Below are 17,280 nucleotides of genomic sequence, written 5' to 3'. Positions count from 1 at the left end.
AATCACCCGGGCAGCCGGGCCCGGCAGCATCCTGCCGGCCCCGGCCCGGCCCCGGTGTGACCGTCAGCGCTCCATGAGGGCGAAGACACCCCAGCCGAGATACTCACGCTCGTACCTGGCATAGCGGGCCGGATCGCGGGAGAGGTCCGCTCGCAGCTCGGGGGCCAGCTCGTCGTCGGGGTTGCGGTCGAGCCAGCGTCGGATGTTGAGCCATTGCGCGGCCCGGTACCGGTCCCAGCTGTTCTGGTCGGCGAGCACCATTTCGACGAGGTCGTAGCCCAGTTCGCCGAACCGCTCGATGAGTTCCGGCAGCAGTCGGAAGTCCTCCTTGGTGCCGGCGTGGCACGCTTCGACGGTCTGCCGGTCCGGGGGTTCCTGGCGCCAGTACGGCTCGCCGATCAGCAGCAGGCCGCCGGGGCGGAGGCTGCGGCGCAGCAGGTCGATCGTGCCGGCCACTCCGTCGCCGATCCAGGTCGCGCCGATGCACGCGGCGAGGTCGACGGGCTCGTCCGCGACATGGCCGGACGCGTCGCCGTGGACGAAGGCCACCTGATCGGTGACGCCGAGCCCGGCGGCCCGGGCACGGGCCCTGGCCGTGAACTCGGTGCTGATGTCGACGCCGGTCCCGACGATGCGGTGGGCGTGCGCCCAGGTGCACAGCATCTCGCCCGAGCCGCTGGCGAGGTCGAGCACCCGTGTGCCGGGGGTCAGGTGCAGCGCCTGCCCCAGGGCAGCCAGCTGCTCGCCGGTGAACGGGTTGTGGATGCGGTGGCTGCTCTCGCGGATGGTGAATTCACGTGGAAGATCCACAGTTGGGGTTCCCTGTGTCCGATGAGGTCATGGCATGTGCGGGGGACGGCCTGTTGACGCTGGCCGCCGTTGCCTGGACCGTCATCAAACGCACCTCATCAGGACGTACGGATCTTCGGAACGTCGGTGAGGCTAGGACGCGCGAGGGGGTCGTGTCCACCGGGTTTCGCGCACGCCGCGGTCACCGCCCCGCGAGGCGGGGCCCGCCCGCGGAAGGGTGCCTCACTCCTCGTCGTCCGGCGTCATGTGCCGCGAGGGCTTGTTGCTCTGGCCGGGGGCGTTCGGGGTGGCGTGGGGCGGGTGCTCCGTGTCGCGGGGGCGGTGGGCGGAGGTGCTGTGGGAATTCGCGCCGTTGTTGCCGGACGGGGTGTGCCGTGCCGGGGTCGCTCGGTCGGGCGAGGGCAGGCTCCTGGAGACGGGCTGGGCGTGGACGCCGGTGGGGGTGGCGGCCGGAGCGGAGGGGCCGGAGGTCCTCGCCTCGGGCTGGGTGGCGGCACGCGGGGCGGTGCTGGGCTTGGCGCCGGGTGTCCCCCTGGTGGACGGCGGATGCTCGGGGGTCGTGGCCGCGGAGGCCGAGTCGGCACGGTCGTCGCCGGTTCCGCTGGTGCCCGGAGCCAGGGCGAGCGTCGCGCCCAGGGCCACGGAGAGGGCGGCCAGAGCGGTGCCCACTGCCAGGCGGCGGCTGTGCTGGGGGCGTTCGGCATGGGCGGGCCCCTGGGCGGCCGCCGGTCCGCCGGCGTGGGCCGGCCGGCTCGCTGCCGCCGTCCTCAGGCCCTCCGTACGGGCGGGGCGGGTCGCCGCCGATTCCCGCGTCCTCGCGAGGACGGCCGCGGAGGGTGCCGTGAGAGGGAGGGACGGCGGGACGCCGGGCGTGTTCAGGGCCGCCAGGGTCTGCGCGCAGTGTTCGGCGTCGGGGCGGGCCCCGGAGTCCTTGGCGGTCATGGCGCGGAGCAGGGTCGCCAGGTCCGGGGAGATCCAGGTCGGGATCTCGGGTGCGCGCAGGAGACGGGCGACGGCGGCCTCCAGGGGGGTGCCGTGGTACTCCAGTTCCCCTTTCAGGCACTCCAGCAGGACCAGGCCGAGCGCGTAGACGTCGGCGGGCGGTCCGACGTACCCGCCCTCGACCTGCTCGGGCGCCAGATACGCGGCGGTGCCGGTCAGCACGTCGGGCGCCGTCTGGCGGGTGGCGTCCGCCAGACGCGCTATGCCGAAGTCGGCCAGGTGCGGGTCACCGGCCGCGTCGAGCAGGACGTTCGACGGTTTGACGTCGCGGTGCACGATGTCGGCCCGGTGAACGTGCGCGAGCGCCCGCGCGAGGGCGGCGCCCAGGGCCGCCACGCGCCGCTCGGGCAGGGGGCCGCCTTGCAGGAGGCTGTGCAGCGTGGGGCCTTCGACCAGTTGCATGACCAGGTACGTGCGGTCGTCCTCGCGGCCGGAGTCGTAGACCGTGACCAGTCCGGGGTGCTGAAGGCCGGCGAGGAGGACGGCCTCGGCGGTGAGACGGTCCTCGGTCTGCGGGCCCGGACCCGGCCGGAACACCTTGACCGCGACGGGCCGTCCGAGACGGATGTCGACGGCCTCGTAGACGTCGGCCATGCCTCCCGATCCGATTCTCGCGCCCAACCGGTAGCGTCCGGTGAGGACGTGAGCGGACCGCGGTTCCGCTGCGACCGGCGCGGGGGCCGGCGGGGCTGCTGATCGGCTGGCCTTCATCTGGGTCTCCGTTGCTGTCACCTCATGCCGGACTCGGCCGTGGGCCGTGCTCCGGTGCGGGTACCCGAGCCCGTGTCAGGTATCCGGACGAACTCGGTGACCGCGGGGTGCGCCGTCGCGGTGGCTCGGGACACGTCGCCCGGCCGACGGTACGAAGCGCGCCCCAGGGAGGGGCGGTCAGGGCTGCCGCTAGGCTCTCGGCGGATCACGCGACGAAGAGCCGATACGGGGGGCCTGCGATGAGCGCGACCGTCACTGCCGTCAGCAGCAACGGCGAGTACTCCTTCACCAAGCCCAACCGGGAGCGGATCACCCTGCTCGCCGGCCTAGGGGTCGAGGGGGACGTGCATGCCGGGGTGACCGTGAAGCACCGGTCGCGCGTCGCTCAGGACCCGACCCGGCCGAACCTCCGGCAGGTGCACCTCATCCATGAGGAGCTGTTCGAGGAGGTCGGGGAGGCCGGGTTCCGGGTGGCGGCCGGTGAACTGGGCGAGAACATCACCACCCGGGGGATCGATCTGCTGGGGCTGCCCACCGGAGCGGTGCTGCGGATCGGGGACGAGGCCGTCGTGGAGGTGACCGGGCTGCGCAATCCGTGCCTCCAGATCGACAACTTCCGGCGGGGGCTGCTGAAGCGGGTCGTGGGGCGCGATGCGGACGGGCACGTCCGGTACCGGGCCGGGGTCATGGGTGTGGTGCGGGCGGGTGGCGTCGTACGCGCCGGTGACGCGATCCGCGTGGAGCTGCCCGACGGGCCTCACCGCCCGCTCGAACGAGTCTGACGCTTACGGCCGTACCGCCGTACCGCCGTAACGGCGTACCGCCATCCGGCCGTTCGCCTTCTGATTTCCGGGCCGTCCGGTTTCCGGGCCGTCCGGCCGGTTGCCGGGCGCCGCCGGCCGCGGTCACCGAATGGACGGCGGCGGGATTCGTGCGGCGCCCGGAGAGCCGGGGCGGAGGCCGGGGCGTGGGCGGAGGTCTATGCCGTCGCCGCCAGGTCCGCGCGGCCGAACAGCAGGGCGTAGCCCGGGGGGAGCTGGGCCAGGACACGGGTCGTCAGGGACTCGCCGACGGTGTCCGCCACCACGCCCAGCACCGAGCTGACGTCCCAGCGGGCGGTGGCCGGAGTGGCGTCCTCGAGGTGGCTCGCCACGGACTCGACGAACTCACGCGCGGACAGCGGGGTGTTCGCGGGGATCTGCGAGGCGACCAGGGTGCCCGCCTGCCTGGGCAGGGCCTGGGCCAGGGAGACGCGTTCCTCGCCGGTCACATGGCCGCCCAGCGCGGTGAGAACGGTACGGGTGACGCGTTCGGCCTCGGCCGCCGTCGAGTACCGACCGGCCTCGCGCACCGCCTCGGTGAGCGCCTCCCAGCGCGCGCTGTCCGCGCCGGTCTCGGGTGCGAGCGGGCGCGGCGAGGGGGCCGCCGTGGTGGCGGGGGCGGGGATGGTCGTTCTCGGCTGCGTGGTCGTCACGGTCATCGTGGTGGATCCTCCTCCGGGACACTTCAGGACACCGAGAGCCCAGTACCCCGTAATGCGGCCCGCATGAGCGGCAGTTCGGCCAAAGTGCGGCATGTGGTGGCATGTGACTCATGCGACTCATGACGCCCATGTGGTACGTGCGGCCACTGGTGCGTGCCTGGGGCCGGTGCGGCCGCGCGGATCCCAGCCGCCGGTCCGGAAGAGCGCGCCGCGACTCGACTTTTTCGGCCATCAAGGGCACGGGCGTGGAGGGACACCCGCCCGAGAGGGCCCGGCCGGGCGCGCGTTAGCCTCGCACCAGGCAATACAGACAGACGAAGCAGACCGCGACGTATCGACGTATCGACACAGATATAGATGGAGGCAGCTCATGGCCAGGGTTCCCAGTGCGGTGGTCGCCGCGACCGGGCTCGTCGGCGGGTACGGCGTCGCCCGCTGGACCAGGAAGCGGCAGCTCGGCGGGGTCGTCCTGGCCGCCGCGGGGGCCGCGGCCGCGCAGCAGTGGCGCAGGCAGGCGGGCGGGAAGGCCGCCGGTGCGCTGACCGCCGGGTACGTCGCCGCGTTCGCCGGGTCGCATCCGCTGGCCAAGAAGGTCGGCGCGTGGCCGTCCGTTCTCGGCGTCGCGGGCGCCGTCGCCCTGGCCTCCTGGGCGGTCGCCGACCGGCGCGGCTGAGCCGACAGCCGGGACGACGCCGGACCGCCGGTCCCCCGAGCAACCGAGCAGCCGAGCAGCCGAGCAGGGCAGGGCGTCCGTCCCGGGCCGACCGGAGCAGCGCCCTGCGGCGTCAACGCGCCCCCACCCGCGCCACCCCCGGCGTCACTCCCGCACCCGGCCCCGGCCCCGACCCCGCCTCCGCCGACCGGAACGACCGCCGGTACGCCTGCGGGCTGGTCCCCACCACCCGGCGGAAGCGTTCCCGGAAGGCCGTCGGGGAGCCGAAACCCGCCTGCACGGCGATCCGCTCCACCGGGTACGGGGTCGTCTCCAGCAGGTACTGGGCCCGCCGTACCCGCGCCCGGTGCAGCCACTGAAGCGGTGTCGTACCGGTCTGCTCGCGGAAACGGCGGTTGAGGGTGCGGCTGCTCATGCGGGCCCGCGCCGCGATCTCGTCCAGTGCGAGATCGCGGTCGCAGTTGTCCTCCAGCCAGGTCAGCAGCGGCTCCAGGGTCGCGCCGGCCGGTGCCGGGGGCAGGTCGTGCACGATGAACTGGGCCTGCCCGCCCTCCCGCTCCAGCGGCATCACCGACATCCGGGCCGCGTGCGCGGCGACCGCCGAACCGTGGTCCCGGCGGATCATGTGCAGGCACATGTCCAGGGCCGCCGCCGCGCCCGCCGACGTCAGGAACTGGCCGTTGTCGACGTAGAGGACGTTCGGGTCCACGATGATCCCCGGGTACCGCTCCGCCAGCTCCCGCGCCGCCCGCCAGTGGGTCGTCGCGCGCAGGCCGTCCAGCAGGCCGGTGGCCGCGAGGACGAACGCGCCCACGCAGATCGACGCCACGCGCGTGCCGTTCGCCGCCGCCGCGCGCACCGCCTCCGTGACACCCGGCGGAAGCGGCAGCGCCGGGTCGGCGACACCCGGCAGGACGATCGTGTCCGCGTCCGCCAGCACCTCCAGGCCGTACGGCGCCCGCACCGCGAAGACACCCCCGCCCGCACTCACCTCCCCCGCACCCGGCCCCGCCCCCGATCCGGCTCCCGCTCCCGCCCCCGGAGAGCAGACCCGCACCCGGTAGGCAGGCCGGCCGTCGGGCAGCCGCGCCCAGCCGAAGGTGTCGATCGGGACGGAGAGGTCGAACGGGATCACCTGGTCCAGCGCCAGGACGGCCACGGTGTGCATGGCGGGAAACTAGCCGTACGACGGATTGCCGCCAAGTCGCGGAGCCGGAGCCCGCTCCCCTGTACCCGTGGAATGCACGGCGGCGAGAATCCGTCGGGTACTGGCAATCCGGCCACTGCTCCGTGATCGGCCGGCCGCCTAGCCTCCTGCCGTGACCAAGTTCCTCCTCGCCGTCCACGTCATCGCCGCGATCGTCGCCATCGGGCCCGTCACCGTCGCCGCGAGCATGTTCCCGCCCGCCGCGCGCCGCGCCCTGACCGCACCGGACGACGACCGCCCCACGGAGACACTGCGGCTGCTGCACCGGATCTGCCGGGTGTACGCCGTCGTCGGCGTCGTCGTCCCGGTCTTCGGGTTCGCCACCGCGAGCGAGATGCACGTGCTCGGCAGCGCCTGGCTGATCGTGTCCATCGCCCTCACGGCGCTGGCCGCCCTCGTGCTGGGCGCGCTGGTGCTGCCCGCCCAGACCGCGCTCGTGGAGGGCGTCGGCAGCCGCCGGAACACCGCGCGGCTGGCCATGTACACCGGCCTGTTCAACCTGCTGTGGGCGGCCGTCACGGTGCTGATGATCGTGCGGCCCGGCTCCACGACGGGTGCGTGAGGCCGGGCCCCACGCGGTCGCCCGCGGCGGGGCCGCGCCCCGCCGTCACGGCCCTCCGTTACAGCTCCGCCTGCCCCGCGCCCTTCAGCGCGCCCAGGTCGAAGACGTCACCCATCTTGGCGAAGCCCAGGTCACTCGGGTGCAGATGATCCCCGGAGTCGTACTCGGGGCGCAGCCGGCGCGCGTCGTACGGGTCCCGCAGAGCCTGGTCGAAGTCGACGACCGAGTCGTAGACCCGGCCGGACCGGATCTCCGCGTTGACCTGCTGACGCACCGCCTCACGGGCCGGCGTCCAGCCGCGGTGGCCGCGGAACGGCATGAGGGTCGCACCGACCACCTTCAGACCGCGGGCATGCGCCTGGCGGACCAGGGTGCGCAGACCCTCGGAGATCCTGCCCGGGTCTGCGAGAGCCGGATTCCGGATGATGTCGTTGATGCCGAGGTCGATCACGACGACCTTCACACTGGTCCGGGACAGCGCGTCCCGGCCGAAGCGGCCGAGACCGCTCTGGTTCTCCGCCGGACGGCCCAGCCCGTCCGCGAGAACCTGATTGCCGCTGATGCCCTCGTTGACGACGCCGTAGCGCGGCAGGGCGTCACCACCGGCCACCGCCGTGTGCAGCCGGCCCGCGAGGACATCGGTCCAGCGGCGGTTGGCGCCGACCGTGGACGTTATGCCGTCGGTGATGGAGTCACCGAAGACGACCACCGTGCCCGTCGCCTCGTTGCTCAGCACGTCAAGGGCCGTCAGATACCGCCAGTACGGCGTCTGTTCGGTGTACGCGGCGCCCGTCGCGTCCTCCGTACGGTCGCCCTGGGCGACGTACGACATCTGCTGCGCGTGCGGGTGATAGGTCACCGGGCCCGACGGCGTCGGCGAATACGTGGTGACCAGCACATCCGAGTCGTGCGGGACGACCACGCGCACGGCGTCGCTGAGCACCTGCCCGCCCGCCGGGACGACCACGCTCGTGGCACCGTTGAACGTCAGCCGGCGCATCGTCTCCGCGTCGGCCACGGCGGTGTCGTGACCCAGCGCCACCGCCAGGGAGGCGTGCGTGATGGTCAGCGGGGACTGTCCGTAGAGGTTGGACAGCGTGATGCGGGCACTCGTCCCCGCGGTGCTCGCGTGCACGACGTTGCGCACCGAACGGCCGGCGAGACCGGTGGTCTCGGTGCCCGGCTCGCCGCCCACGGGCGCCGTGGACCAGGCACCCACCCAGGTGCCGGTCGACGCGGGAGCGACGGAGGAACCATGGCGCGGGCGAGTGCCGGCGAAAGTGCTGCTGGGGGTGCCGTCGTCCGTGGCCACCGTGACGTAGACGGCGGCACACACGGCCACGATCAGCGCGAGCAGCGCGCTGAGTACGGCATAACCATGACGCTTGGTCATGCTTGCGTTGTTCTCCTCGGGAGATGGGAGCCCCAGGCTCCGATCTTGATGAACCCATGATGCGTCATGGGCTCGGGAGACCTGACAGGACCCTGCCCGAAACCCCCTACAGACAGACGCCGGGAACTCCTGTTTCGTTCCGGGAGTCGGTCAGGAAGGGACAATTGTGCGCGGGATCACCGCACAGGCGGAGTACGGGTGGAGCTGATGGAACACACCGAGACACGAACACCAGACCCGACGACGGCACAGCAGACCACGTCGCACCGCACCATGAACGCCTTCACCCCCGCCGACGAGGAACGGCAGCGGGGCGTACGGCGCATGAAACTCACCGCGACCGGACTACTCCTGTTCGTCGCCCTCGTCTACGTACTCGCCCGGCTCGCCACACACCAGGGCGCCGGCCCCTGGGCCGGCTACGTGGCCGCCGCCGCCGAGGCCGGCATGGTCGGCGCACTCGCCGACTGGTTCGCCGTCACCGCCCTCTTCCGGCACCCCCTCGGACTGCCCATCCCCCACACCGCCATCATCCCCACCAAGAAGGACCAGCTCGGCGTCTCCCTCGGCGAGTTCGTCGGCGAGAACTTCCTCTCCCAGGACGTCGTACGACAGCGACTGCGCGCCGTCGGCATCGGCAGCCGGCTCGGCACCTGGCTCGCCCGACCCGAACACGCCGACCGGGTCACCGCCGAACTCGCCACCGCGCTGCGCGGCGCCCTCACCGTCATGCGCGACCGCGACGTCCAGGCCGTCGTCACCGAGGCCGTCACCCGGCGCGCCGACATCCAGGAGATCGCACCCGGCCTCGGCAAGATGCTCGAACGGATCGTCGCCGACGGCGGCCACAGACGCGTCGTCGACCTCGTCGTCGCCCGCGCCCACGACTGGCTCGAACTGCACCGCGCCGACGTCATGAGCGCCGTCGAGGGCGGAGCCCCCGGCTGGACCCCCCGCTTCGTCGACAAAAAGGTCGGCGACCGCGTCTACAAGGAACTGCTGCGCTTCGTCACCGAGATGCGCGACATGCCCTCCCACCCCGCCCGCGGCGCCCTCGACCGCTTCCTCACCGACTTCGCCTCCGACCTGCAGTCCGACACCGACACCCGCACACGCGTCGAACGGCTCAAGGCCGACATCCTCGGCCGCGGCGAAGTGCAGGACCTCATCGCCTCCGCATGGACCGCCGTACGCTCCATGGTCGTCGCGGCGGCCGGCGACGAACGCAGCGAACTGCGCATGCGGGTACGGGCCGCCCTGCTCTCCCTCGGCACCCGCATGGCGAACGAACCGAAGGTGCAGCAGAAGGTCGACGGCTGGGTCGAAGGCGCCGCCGTGCACGTCGTCACCACCTACCGCAAGGAGATCACCTCCCTGATCACCGACACCGTCGCCGGCTGGGACGCCGAACACACCACCCGCAAGATCGAGGCCCACATCGGCCGCGACCTCCAGTTCATCCGCATCAACGGCACCGTCGTCGGCTCACTGGCAGGCCTGCTCATCTACGTCGTCACCCGCGCCGTGAGCGCCTGACACCGACCCGCCCCGGACCTGCTCCTCCCCCTGCCCCTGCCCCTGCCACCGAACCCCTCCCACACCCGCCCCGGGCCTACTCCGGCGCCGCCAGGGCACCCGTACCCCGTCCTTCGGCGTTGAGGGGAGCCCATGAGCACAACCGCACAACCGGCACCGCAGAGCGGCCGGACCATCACCACGAACATCCCCGCCCGGCTCGACCGCCTGCCCTGGTCCCGGTGGCACTGGTCGATCGTCATCGGCCTGGGCACCGTATGGATCCTCGACGGCCTCGAAGTCACCGTCGTCGGCAACATCGCCGGCCGCCTCTCCGAACCCGGCAGCGGGCTGAGCATCAGCTCCGGACAGATCACCGGCATCGCCGCCGCGCTCTACGTCGCCGGCGCCTGCGTCGGCGCCCTCTTCTGGGGCCGGCTCACCGACCGCTTCGGCCGCAAGAACCTCTTCATGATCACCCTCGCGGTGTACCTCGCGGCGACCGCCCTCACCGCGGTCTCCACCGAGGCCTGGTGGTTCTTCCTGTTCCGGTTCCTGACCGGCTTCGGCATCGGCGGCGAATACGCGGCCATCAACAGCGCCATCGACGAACTCATCCCCGCCAACTACCGCGGCCGCGTCGACCTCATCATCAACGGCAGCTTCTGGCTCGGCGCCGTCGGCGGCTCCCTGCTCTCCATCCTCGCCCTCAACACCGACCTCCTCCCCGCCAACATCGGCTGGCGCCTCACCTTCGCACTCGGCGCCGTCCTCGCCCTCGTCATCCTCCTCGTCCGCCGGCACGTCCCCGAGAGCCCACGATGGCTGCTCATCCACGGCCGCGACCGGGAAGCGGAGGACATCGTCACCGGCATCGAACGCCAGGTACAGGCCGAAAAGGGCGAACCCCTCACCGAACCCGAGGGCGAACTCGAGATCCACCAGCGCAAGAGCGTCACCTTCATGGAGATCGCACGCACCGTCTTCGGCCGGTACCGCAAGCGCGCCGTCCTCGGCTTCTCCCTCTTCATCGGCCAGGCGTTCCTCTACAACGCCATCACCTTCGGCTTCGGCGCCATCCTGACCAAGTTCTTCGACGTACCCGCCGACCACACCGGCTACTACTTCGCCGTCATCGCCGTCGGCAACTTCTGCGGCCCGCTGCTGCTCGGCCACCTCTTCGACACCGTCGGCCGCCGCGTGATGATCTCCTCGACCTACCTGCTGTCCGGCCTGCTGCTGTTCGGCACCGCCTGGCTCTTCGACCGCGGCTCCCTCAGCGCCGGCACCCTCACCGCCTGCTGGTGCGCCGTGCTCTTCTTCGCCTCCGCCGGCGCCTCCAGCGCCTATCTGACCGTCTCCGAGATCTTCCCGATGGAGACCCGGGCCATGTCCATCGCCTTCTTCTACGCCCTCGGCACGGCCGCCGGCGGCATCAGCGGCCCGCTGCTCTTCGCCGACCTCACCAACACCGGCAAGGTCGGCGACACCGTCCTGGCCTTCCAGATCGGCGCCGGGCTGATGTGCGCGGCCGGTCTCGTCGCCGCGTTCCTCGCCGTGAACGCCGAACGCCGGTCCCTCGAGGACATCGCCCGCCCGCTGACCGCGGCCGCGAGCAAGGCCAAGGCGGCGACCCGCCCGGCCCGCGGAACCCAGGGCCCCTCGGCCCCTCCGGCGGCCAGCAGGCCCTGACGACCGTCCCCGCCGGCCGGCAGGCCCTGACGATCGTCCCCTGCGGGCCCGCGCCCGCGACGGACAAGGCCCCCGGGGCCCGGCACTCATCCAGCCGGGTCCCCGGGGGCTTCGTCCGCCAAGGGATACTGGCCCCCATGACCCGCCTGATCCTCGCCACCCGCAACGCCGGAAAGATCACCGAACTGAGGGCCATCCTCGCCGAAGCAGGCCTCCCCCACGAACTGATCGGCGCCGACGCCTACCCCGACATCCCCGACGTCCGGGAGACCGGCGTCACCTTCGCGGAGAACGCACTCCTCAAGGCCCACGCCCTGGCCCGGGCCACCGGCCTCCCCGCCGTCGCGGACGACTCCGGCCTCTGCGTCGACGTCCTGAACGGCGCCCCCGGCATCTTCTCCGCCCGCTGGGCGGGCGCCCACGGCGACGACAAGGCCAACCTGGACCTCCTGCTGGCCCAGCTCTCCGACATCGCGGAGGAACACCGGGGCGCGCACTTCGCCTGCGCGGCGGCGCTGGCCCTGCCGGACGGCACGGAACGAGTGGTCGAGGGGCAACTCAGGGGCATCCTGCGGCACAGCCCGGCCGGCACGAACGGCTTCGGCTACGACCCGATCCTCCAGCCGGACGGCGAGAGCCGCACCTGCGCGGAGCTCAGCCCCGACGAGAAGAACGCGATCAGCCACCGGGGCAAGGCGTTCCGGGCGCTGGTGCCGGTGGTGCGGGAGCTGCTGGGCTGACAAACGAAACGCCCCCCACCTTCGATTCGAAGGTGGGGGGCGGTGCGGCCGGTGGGATTCGAACCCACACGGGCGTGAACCCACTGGGACCTAAACCCAGCATGACTGCCAGTTCCATCACGGCCGCCTGAAGCGCGGCCTACTTTACTGTGCCGCTCCGTTCGTCGTCCGCCCCCAGTACGAGGGGCCGTGACCCGGCGGTATTAGGGGGCCTCAGATCCCCAGGTCCTTGATGATCTTGGCGACGTGGCCCGTGGCGCGGACGTTGTAGAGGGCGCGGTCGACCTTGCCCTCCTCGTCGACGATGATCGTGGAGCGGATGACGCCCATGTAGGTCTTGCCGTAGTTCTTCTTCTCGCCGTAGGCGCCGTAGGCCTCGGTGGTCTTCTTGTCGGGGTCGGCGAGGAGGGTGATCTTCAGGGACTCCTTCTCGCGGAACTTGGCGAGTTTCTCCGGCTCGTCCGGGGAGATGCCGATGACGTCGTAGCCGGCGTCGGCCAGGAGGGAGAGGTTGTCCGTGAAGTCGCAGGCCTGCTTGGTGCAGCCTGGGGTCAGCGCCGCGGGGTAGAAGTAGACGATGACCTTGCGGCCCTTGCGGTCCGACAGGGACACCTGGTTGCCGTCGGCGTCGGGGAGGGTGAAGGCGGGGGCCACGTCGCCGGGCTGGAGTCGCTCGCTCATCGGTCCAGCGTAACGGGGGGCGTTGCGGCGCGGCCCGACTGGGAACTGACAGACTGTCCAGGACAGCATCAGGAGACTTCGGAGGCCGTACGGTGGCGGACACGTCGGACACCAGAACCCCGGCAGAGATCGAGGCGGACATCAGGCGCCGCCGCGAAGCTCTGGCCGAGACGCTCGATGAGATCGGGGTGCGGGTGCACCCGAAGACGATCGTCGGGGATGCCAAGGCCAAGGTCGTCGCCAATCTCGATCACACGGTTGGGCGGGCGTATGTCCAGGTCAACCGGGTGGTGAGTGACGTCAGGGCGCAGTTCGTCGATGAGGAGGGCGCGCCGCGTCTGGAGCGGGTGGTGCCGGTGGCGCTGGTCGCGGTGGGGTTGGTGGGGCTGCTGGCGCTGAGTGTGCGGCGGCGCGGCCGCTGAGCGGCGGGGCGACCCGGGCTCGTACGGGCGTGTCGGAGGCGGGTAGGTTCGAAGTGTGAGCGCCAACAGAAACGTGCAGAGCACGCCCCATCACGACAAGCTGCCCATTCGGATGCTGCATGACCGGGTGCTGGTCAGGCAGGAGACGGGTGAGGGTGAGCGGCGGTCGGGCGGCGGCATCCTGATTCCCGCGACGGCGGCGGTCGGGCGGCGGCTGGCCTGGGCCGCGGTGGTCGCGGTGGGTCAGAACGTGCGGACCGTGGAGCCGGGTGACCGGGTTCTGTTCGACCCGGAGGACCGGGCCGAGGTCGAGGTGCGGGGTGTGGCGTACGTGCTGATGCGGGAGCGGGATCTGCATGCGGTGGCCGCGGACCGGTTCGAGGGCGCGGAGGACTCCACGGGCCTGTATCTCTGAGGCAGGGGTTTGCGGTAGCGCTGGGTTCGGTGATGGCGGAGGGGCTGGTGACTGTGGTCACCGGCCCCTCTGTCGTTGCTTTGCTATGTTCGGAGGTGCCCGACGAGACGCGCCGTACCGGGATGCAGGCAAAGACGACGCACCAGGAATGGGTTCGTCTGCCGGAGGTGTGTCGTCGTGGCGTGGGTTCTGCTGGTTGTCGCCGGTCTGCTCGAGGTGGCCTGGTCGGTGGGGATGAAGTACACCGAGGGGTTCACCCGGCTCGTGCCGAGTGTGTTCACGGGTGCCGGGATCGTGGCCAGCATGGTGCTGTTGTCGTACGCGGCGAAGTCGTTGCCGATCGGTACGGCGTACGGGGTGTGGGTGGGTATCGGGGCGGCCGGTGCGGCGGTGCTCGGCATGGTGGTGCTGGGTGAGCCGGTCACCGCCGCCCGTGTTTTCTTCGTGTGTCTGCTGCTGGTCGCCGTGGTGGGGCTCAAGGCGACCGGCGGTCACTGACGGGCGGTTCTAGGGTTGGCCTCCGGTGGCGCCGGTGTCGGTGCCTCCGCCTGTGTCGAGGCCTCCGGTGTTTCCGCCGGGTGTGCCGCCGCCGGTGTCCGTGCCTCCGCCGGTGGTGGGGTCGCCGTTGGTGCCGCCGCCCGTGGTGGTTCCGCCGCCGTCGGTGGTTCCTCCGTCGGTGGTGGTGCCGCCGCTGTCGGTGGTGGTGCCGCCGTCGGTGGTTCCTCCGTCGGTGGTGGGGGTGCTGCCGGTGGTGCCGCCGTCGGTGGGCGTGCCGGTGGTGCCGGTGGTGCCGCCGTCGGTGGGCGTGCCGGTGGTGCCGCCGTTGTCCTGGGAGCCGGTGCTCGGGTCGCCGGAGGGGTCGATGGGGGCCTGGGTCTGGTCGGCGCCCTGCTGGAGCTGGAGGTCGAAGTCGCTGACCGGTTTCCCCTTCAGGGCGTCGCGGGTGTACTGGGCCCAGATGGCGGTGGGGGGGCCGCCGCCGTTCATGCGGGGCTGGCCCAGGGCGTAGTAGAGCGACTTGTGGGCGGCGGTGACGGGGTCCTGGCCCATGACGGAGACGACGGTGGCTAGGTCGGGGGTGTAGCCGGCGAACCAGGCGGCGGTGTCCTCCTCGGCGGTGCCGGTCTTGCCGGCGGCGGGGCGGCCGGCGGCCTGGGCGGCGACGGCGGTGCCGTTGTCGACGACGCTCTGGAGGATCGAGGTGGTCGTGTCGGCGGCCTCGCGGGTGACGGCCCGCCTGGTCTGCCGTTCGGGCAGTTCGATCTGCTGGGTGCCGTCCTTGGTGACCTTTTCGACCATGGTGTATGTGGCGCGCTGGCCGTGGTTGGCGAGCGTGGCGTAGGCCTCCGCCATGTCGAGGACGCTGGCGGTGGCGGTGCCGAGGGCGATGGACGGGTAGGGCTGGAGGTCCTTGGTGTTCTCGGGGATGCCGAGGTCGACGGCGGTCTGCTTGACCTTGGCGGGGCCGACGTCGACGGCCATCTGGGCGTAGACGGCGTTGACGGAGAGGTCGGTGGCCTTGCGGACGGGGATGTCGCCGTAGGACTTCTCGTCCTCGTTGGCGGGGTTGTAGCCGCCGCCGGTCCAGCCCTGTACGGGGCGCCTGCTGGTGCCGTCGTAGATGGTGTTCGGAGTGATGGGGCGGCTGTCCTGGGTGGTGGAGCTGTTCTGGACGGCCGAGGTGAACACGAAGGGCTTGAAGGTGGAGCCGACCTGGAAGTCGCCTCGGGTGGCGCCGTTGGTGTACTGCTTCACGTAGTCGATGCCGCCGTACATGGCGACGATCTTGCCGGTCTTGGGGTCGACTGAGGCGCCGCCGGCGCGGACGTAGTTGTCGGCCTTGCGGTTCTTCTTGTCGAGTTTGGAGATGAGCTGGTCGTCGACGGCCTTGACGAAGGCGTTCTGCCGGTTCTTCTGGATGGTGGTGGTGATGCGGTAGCCGCCGGCCTCGAGTTGGTCGGAGGTGACGATGTCGTTGCTGATCAGGTACTGCCTGACGGCGTCGACGAGGTAGCCGCGTTGGCCGGACAGGCCGTTGGGGAGGGTCTGTTGCCTGGGTGTGGGGAACTTCAGGCCCGTGCGCTCGCTCTTGCCGAGCCAGCCTTCCTTGACCATGCCGTCCAGGACGTAGTTCCAGCGGGCGACGGCGGCGGGCTTGTTCTCGGGGTGTGCGACGACGTCGTATTCGCTGGGGGCGTTGACGAGTGCGGCGAGGTAGGCGGCGCGGGCCGGGTCGAGGTCCTGGGCGTCCTTGCCGTAGTAGGCCTGGGCGGCGGCCTGGATGCCGTAGGCGCTGCGGCCGAAGTAGCTGGTGTTGAGGTAGCCCTCGAGGATGTCGTCCTTGGACTTCTCGCGGTCCAGCTTCATCGAGATGAAGAACTCTTTGGCCTTGCGGGTGACGGTCTGTTCCTGGCCCAGGTAGTAGTTCTTGACGTACTGCTGGGTGATGGTCGAACCGGACTGCCTGCCCTTGCCCAGGGCGGTGTTCCAGCCGGCGCGGAGCATGGCCTTGGGGTCGATCGCGGACTCGGAGTAGAAGTCGCGGTCTTCGGCGGCCAGTACGGCGTGCTGGGCGGCTTTGGAGACGTGGGCGAGGCTGACGTTCTCGCGGTTGACCTTGCTGTCGCGGGTGTCGCGGGCGAGCTGGGAGCCGTCGGCGTAGAGGTAGACGTTGCTCTGCTTGGTCGCGAGGGCGTTGGCGGAGGGGATCTGTACGAGCGAGTAGCCGAGGAAGAACAGGCCGATGATCAGCATGACGCCGATCACGAAGGTGCCGAGCAGCATGCGCCAGGTGGGGAGGAGGCGGCGCCATCCGGTTCGCTTGGGCCGCTTGGGCTTCTTGCCCTTGCCGCCTCCGGTTCCGCCGCCGGCCGCGTTGGCGGTGGCGGTGGTGGCCGTGTCTTCGGCCGCGGCAGTCCCGGCCTTGGCCGCGCCGCCGCTGGCCGTCGTGGTCTGGGTGCCCTGGGCGGCGCCGCTTCCCGCGGCGGCCTGAGCTGCCGCGGCGGCACCGGCGGCACCGGCGGCCGTGGCTGCCCGGGGGCCCTTCCTGGCGCCGCCGGGCGTGGCGGCCTGGCCGCTCTTCGCCGTGGTGGTGCTGTTGCCCGGGCGGGTCTGCTCGGGTGTGGTGGGGGCCTTGACCTTGCGGAGGATTTGGGTCGTCTCGGGTGCCTGGGCGTCTCCGGTTCCCTGGGGGCCGCCGGACGCCTTCCCGCCGCCGCGCTTACGGGCCGCTTCGGCTCCCTCGGCGGCGGCGGAGGCGCGGGACGAGTTGACGCGCCCGAGTACCTGGGTGCTCTCGGCCGCGTCGGATTCTTGGGGCTTCTCCGGGCCCTGCGGCTTGGCCGACGTCTGCGGCTGCGCGGCCTGGCCGGGTACTCCGGGGCGCCGGGTGGTGGGCCGCTCGGCCGCCGGGTTCCGGGTGCCGTCGGACTTGGCGGAATTCTGCGGCTCCCCCGCCTGGCCGGGTACCCCGGGGCGCCGGGGCGCGCTGGAACGCTCGGCCGCCTGCTGCTCGGAGCCCCCGGACTTCCCGGCCCCCTGTGACTGCCCGGACTGCTGAGGCACCTCGGGGCGCTGAGACCCCTGGGACCGCCCGGCCCCGGGTTTGCGGGAGCCCTCGCCCTCGCCGGGCGCCTGCGGAGGGACGCCGGGGCGCCGGGTTCCGGCCGACCGGTCGGCCGTCGGCGCGTCGGAGCCCGGAGACTTCGGGGGCGTCTGCGGCGACTGGCCCGGCCGGCCGGACTTTCCGGTGCCCTGCGGCTTGCCCGACTGCGGCGGCACCGCGGGACGCGCGGCCCCGGCGGAACGCTCGGCCGCCTGCCCCTCGGAACCCTCGGACCTGCCGGAGCCCTGCGGCTTGCCCGACTGCGGCGGCACCCCGGGACGCGCGGCCCCGGCGGAACGCTCGGCCGCCTGCCCCTCGGAACCCTCGGACCTGCCGGAGCCCTGCGGCTTGCCCGACTGCGGCGGCACCC

The 17,280-nt window shown here is 72.0% G+C and carries 16 protein-coding genes, 1 tRNA gene and 1 riboswitch; of the genes, 9 read left to right on the top strand and 8 right to left on the bottom strand.

The window, feature by feature from the left end; all coding sequences use genetic code 11:
- Positions 1-63: 63 nt before the first annotated feature.
- Positions 64-810 (bottom strand): class I SAM-dependent methyltransferase, encoded by a 747-nt coding sequence (locus ABZ478_RS00585; protein WP_359544317.1) that lies wholly within the window; start codon positions 808-810, stop codon positions 64-66.
- Positions 811-1,032: 222 nt separating this feature from the next.
- Entirely contained in the window at positions 1,033-2,406 is a 1,374-nt protein-coding gene (locus ABZ478_RS00580; RefSeq protein WP_359544316.1) for a protein kinase, read from the bottom strand.
- A gap of 356 nt (positions 2,407-2,762) precedes the next feature.
- On the opposite strand from ABZ478_RS00580, the gene ABZ478_RS00575 reads away from it, so the two are divergent.
- The gene (locus ABZ478_RS00575; protein ID WP_359544315.1) at positions 2,763-3,305 is read left to right on the top strand and encodes an MOSC domain-containing protein; all 543 of its coding nucleotides are present in this window, start codon (positions 2,763-2,765) and stop codon (positions 3,303-3,305) included.
- 197 nt (positions 3,306-3,502) lie between these two features.
- On the opposite strand, the gene ABZ478_RS00570 is transcribed toward ABZ478_RS00575, so the two are convergent.
- On the bottom strand, positions 3,503-4,003 hold the full coding sequence (locus ABZ478_RS00570) for a DUF2267 domain-containing protein (protein ID WP_359544314.1): 501 nt from the start codon (positions 4,001-4,003) through the stop codon (positions 3,503-3,505).
- 373 nt (positions 4,004-4,376) lie between these two features.
- On the opposite strand from ABZ478_RS00570, the gene ABZ478_RS00565 reads away from it, so the two are divergent.
- Positions 4,377-4,679: a hypothetical protein gene (locus tag ABZ478_RS00565; RefSeq protein ID WP_358930487.1), complete on the top strand. Its 303-nt coding sequence runs from the start codon at positions 4,377-4,379 to the stop codon at positions 4,677-4,679.
- Positions 4,680-4,791: 112 nt separating this feature from the next.
- Here the strand turns inward: ABZ478_RS00565 and ABZ478_RS00560 are convergent, their stop codons facing one another.
- The gene (locus ABZ478_RS00560) at positions 4,792-5,847 is read right to left on the bottom strand and encodes a helix-turn-helix domain-containing protein (protein WP_359544313.1); all 1,056 of its coding nucleotides are present in this window, start codon (positions 5,845-5,847) and stop codon (positions 4,792-4,794) included.
- 151 nt (positions 5,848-5,998) lie between these two features.
- Between ABZ478_RS00560 and ABZ478_RS00555 the strand changes: the two genes are divergently transcribed.
- The gene (locus tag ABZ478_RS00555; RefSeq protein ID WP_359544312.1) at positions 5,999-6,448 is read left to right on the top strand and encodes a hypothetical protein; all 450 of its coding nucleotides are present in this window, start codon (positions 5,999-6,001) and stop codon (positions 6,446-6,448) included.
- A gap of 58 nt (positions 6,449-6,506) precedes the next feature.
- On the opposite strand, the gene ABZ478_RS00550 is transcribed toward ABZ478_RS00555, so the two are convergent.
- Positions 6,507-7,841: an SGNH/GDSL hydrolase family protein gene (locus tag ABZ478_RS00550; protein WP_359544311.1), complete on the bottom strand. Its 1,335-nt coding sequence runs from the start codon at positions 7,839-7,841 to the stop codon at positions 6,507-6,509.
- A 207-nt stretch (positions 7,842-8,048) separates the two neighbouring features.
- Here ABZ478_RS00550 and ABZ478_RS00545 point away from each other — a divergent pair, with 207 nt between their 5' ends.
- From ABZ478_RS00545 to rdgB, 3 genes are all read left to right on the top strand, one after another.
- Entirely contained in the window at positions 8,049-9,377 is a 1,329-nt protein-coding gene (locus ABZ478_RS00545; protein WP_359544310.1) for a DUF445 domain-containing protein, read from the top strand.
- 132 nt (positions 9,378-9,509) lie between these two features.
- Complete coding sequence (locus ABZ478_RS00540) at positions 9,510-11,048, top strand: MFS transporter (protein WP_359544309.1); 1,539 nt, start codon at positions 9,510-9,512, stop codon at positions 11,046-11,048.
- 137 nt (positions 11,049-11,185) lie between these two features.
- On the top strand, positions 11,186-11,788 hold the full coding sequence (gene rdgB, locus ABZ478_RS00535; protein ID WP_359544308.1) for an RdgB/HAM1 family non-canonical purine NTP pyrophosphatase: 603 nt from the start codon (positions 11,186-11,188) through the stop codon (positions 11,786-11,788).
- A gap of 43 nt (positions 11,789-11,831) precedes the next feature.
- Here rdgB and ABZ478_RS00530 read toward each other — a convergent pair.
- Together ABZ478_RS00530 and bcp are read right to left on the bottom strand one after the other, a co-directional pair.
- A tRNA-Leu gene (locus ABZ478_RS00530) sits at positions 11,832-11,915 on the bottom strand.
- Between the two features lie 86 nt (positions 11,916-12,001).
- Positions 12,002-12,469 (bottom strand): thioredoxin-dependent thiol peroxidase, encoded by a 468-nt coding sequence (gene bcp, locus ABZ478_RS00525; protein ID WP_359544307.1) that lies wholly within the window; start codon positions 12,467-12,469, stop codon positions 12,002-12,004.
- A gap of 92 nt (positions 12,470-12,561) precedes the next feature.
- Between bcp and ABZ478_RS00520 the strand changes: the two genes are divergently transcribed.
- From ABZ478_RS00520 to ABZ478_RS00510, 3 genes are all read left to right on the top strand, one after another.
- Positions 12,562-12,891 carry a DUF3618 domain-containing protein gene (locus ABZ478_RS00520; protein ID WP_359544306.1) on the top strand — a complete coding sequence of 110 codons (330 nt, stop codon included), beginning with the start codon at positions 12,562-12,564 and terminating at the stop codon, positions 12,889-12,891.
- A 112-nt stretch (positions 12,892-13,003) separates the two neighbouring features.
- Positions 13,004-13,306, top strand: a complete 303-nt coding sequence (locus tag ABZ478_RS00515) for a co-chaperone GroES (protein WP_020940315.1) — start codon at positions 13,004-13,006, stop codon at positions 13,304-13,306.
- Between the two features lie 73 nt (positions 13,307-13,379).
- Positions 13,380-13,450: riboswitch (guanidine-III (ykkC-III) riboswitch) on the top strand.
- Between the two features lie 33 nt (positions 13,451-13,483).
- Positions 13,484-13,804, top strand: coding sequence for an SMR family transporter (locus ABZ478_RS00510; protein WP_359544305.1), 321 nt, complete (start codon positions 13,484-13,486; stop codon positions 13,802-13,804).
- 9 nt (positions 13,805-13,813) lie between these two features.
- Here the strand turns inward: ABZ478_RS00510 and ABZ478_RS00505 are convergent, their stop codons facing one another.
- Positions 13,814-16,456: a transglycosylase domain-containing protein gene (locus tag ABZ478_RS00505; RefSeq protein ID WP_359544976.1), complete on the bottom strand. Its 2,643-nt coding sequence runs from the start codon at positions 16,454-16,456 to the stop codon at positions 13,814-13,816.
- Positions 16,457-17,280: the final 824 nt, after the last annotated feature.

The sequence above is a fragment of the Streptomyces sp. NPDC005706 genome (genome assembly GCF_040631045.1).
Taxonomy (GTDB): Bacteria; Actinomycetota; Actinomycetes; order Streptomycetales; family Streptomycetaceae; genus Streptomyces.
This window is presented reverse-complemented; position numbering and strand designations above follow the sequence as displayed.

Excerpts from the sequence above, each read along its gene's own strand:
- ABZ478_RS00580 (WP_359544316.1), bottom strand. The coding sequence starts at position 2,406 with ATGGCCGACGTCTACGAGGCCGTCGACATCCGTCTCGGACGGCCCGTC.
- ABZ478_RS00575 (WP_359544315.1), top strand. The coding sequence starts at position 2,763 with ATGAGCGCGACCGTCACTGCCGTCAGCAGCAACGGCGAGTACTCCTTC.
- ABZ478_RS00570 (WP_359544314.1), bottom strand. The coding sequence starts at position 4,003 with ATGACCGTGACGACCACGCAGCCGAGAACGACCATCCCCGCCCCCGCC.
- ABZ478_RS00565 (WP_358930487.1), top strand. The coding sequence starts at position 4,377 with ATGGCCAGGGTTCCCAGTGCGGTGGTCGCCGCGACCGGGCTCGTCGGC.
- ABZ478_RS00560 (WP_359544313.1), bottom strand. The coding sequence starts at position 5,847 with ATGCACACCGTGGCCGTCCTGGCGCTGGACCAGGTGATCCCGTTCGAC.
- ABZ478_RS00550 (WP_359544311.1), bottom strand. The coding sequence starts at position 7,841 with ATGACCAAGCGTCATGGTTATGCCGTACTCAGCGCGCTGCTCGCGCTG.
- ABZ478_RS00545 (WP_359544310.1), top strand. The coding sequence starts at position 8,049 with ATGGAACACACCGAGACACGAACACCAGACCCGACGACGGCACAGCAG.
- ABZ478_RS00540 (WP_359544309.1), top strand. The coding sequence starts at position 9,510 with ATGAGCACAACCGCACAACCGGCACCGCAGAGCGGCCGGACCATCACC.
- rdgB (WP_359544308.1), top strand. The coding sequence starts at position 11,186 with ATGACCCGCCTGATCCTCGCCACCCGCAACGCCGGAAAGATCACCGAA.
- bcp (WP_359544307.1), bottom strand. The coding sequence starts at position 12,469 with ATGAGCGAGCGACTCCAGCCCGGCGACGTGGCCCCCGCCTTCACCCTC.
- ABZ478_RS00515 (WP_020940315.1), top strand. The coding sequence starts at position 13,004 with ATGCTGCATGACCGGGTGCTGGTCAGGCAGGAGACGGGTGAGGGTGAG.